This is a genomic window from Pseudomonas sp. 5P_5.1_Bac1 (genome assembly GCF_025466015.1).
Lineage (GTDB): Bacteria > Pseudomonadota > Gammaproteobacteria > Pseudomonadales > Pseudomonadaceae > Aquipseudomonas.
The window spans coordinates 1-1,341 of record NZ_JANLNX010000100.1 but is presented as its reverse complement, the minus strand read 5'-3'; the positions used below and the strand labels follow the sequence as shown (position 1 = coordinate 1,341).

Genomic DNA, 1,341 nt, shown 5'->3' with positions numbered 1-1,341 from the left:
ATCGATGCTGTCGGTGACAGCAGTGACGGCAGCAGTCGGGCTGACTTCGAGGTGCTCGAAGTCGCCACCGGTGGTGCCGGTGATAGTCACGCTGACGCTGCCTGCGTCGACGTAAACAGTGTCTTTCGGTGCGGCGAAGGTCACGGAGCCTTCGGTGGCGTCCTTGGCAATGGTGATGGTTTCACCATTGCTCAAGGTGATCTTCATTTCGGTGCCGGCTGGGTTGGTCAGCTTGGCGGTGTAGACGATGTTGCCGCCTTCCTGGACGGAGCCGGTGGCGGACAAGGTCAGACCAGTGGTGTCCAGACGGGCTGGGTCATCGGTCACGACGGTGGTCGGCGTGCCGGCGGTTTCCAGGTGCTCGTAGTTGCCACCAGTCACGCCAGTGATGCTGTTGGTCAGCGGGGTGTTGGTGTTGAGCACGTTGTTCGGGGCGATGAAGTCGACCGAGCCGCTCGAAGCATTGACCGGGATCGTGATGCTTTGGCCGTTGGCCAGCGTGATGACCAGTGGTGCACCGGTTACTGGAGCCGTTACCGAAGCGGTGTAGGTAACTACGCCACCTTCAACAGCGCTGGTAGTGGCAGTCAGAGTGACGGTCGAGGTATCAATCGAGTCCGTAACAGCAGTTACAGCTGCGGTTGGGCTGACTTCCAGGTGTTCGAAGTCGCCGCCAGTGGTGCCGGTGATGGTCACGCTGACGCTACCCGCGTCGACATAAACGGTGTCTTTTGGTGCGGCGAAGGTAACGGAACCTTCGGTCGCATCCTTGGCAATGGTGATGGTTTCACCATTGCTCAAGGTGATCTTCATCTCAGTGCCGGCTGGGTTAGTCAGCTTGGCGGTGTAGACGATGTTGCCGCCTTCCTGGACGGTGCCAGTCGCGGACAGGGTGAGGCCAGTGGTGTCCAGGCGGGCCGGATCGTCGGTCACGACGGTGGTCGGAGTACCGGCGGTTTCGAGGTGCTCGTAGTTGCCGCCAGTGACGCCGGTGATGCTATTGGTCAGCGGGGTGTTGGTATTCAACACGTTATTCGGGGCAATGAAGTCCACCGAACCGCTCGAAGCGTTCACTGGAATGGTGATCGACTGGCCGTTGGCCAGGGTGATGACCAACGGAGCACCGGTGACTGGAGCCGTTACCGAAGCGGTGTAGGTGACAACGCCACCTTCAACAGCGCTGGTAGTGGCAGTCAGAGTGACGGTCGAGGTATCAATCGAGTCAGTAACAGCAGTTACAGCTGCGGTTGGGCTGACTTCCAGGTGTTCGAAGTCGCCGCCAGTGGTGCCAGTGATGGTCACGCTGACGCTACCGGCATCCACGTAAACAGTGTCTTTCGG

General features: G+C 59.8%; 1 protein-coding gene. It reads right to left on the bottom strand.

What is annotated here, in order from left to right; translation table 11 throughout:
• On the bottom strand, positions 1-1,341 hold a 1,341-nt coding region (locus NTD82_RS21640; RefSeq protein WP_262130166.1), incomplete at both ends, for an immunoglobulin-like domain-containing protein.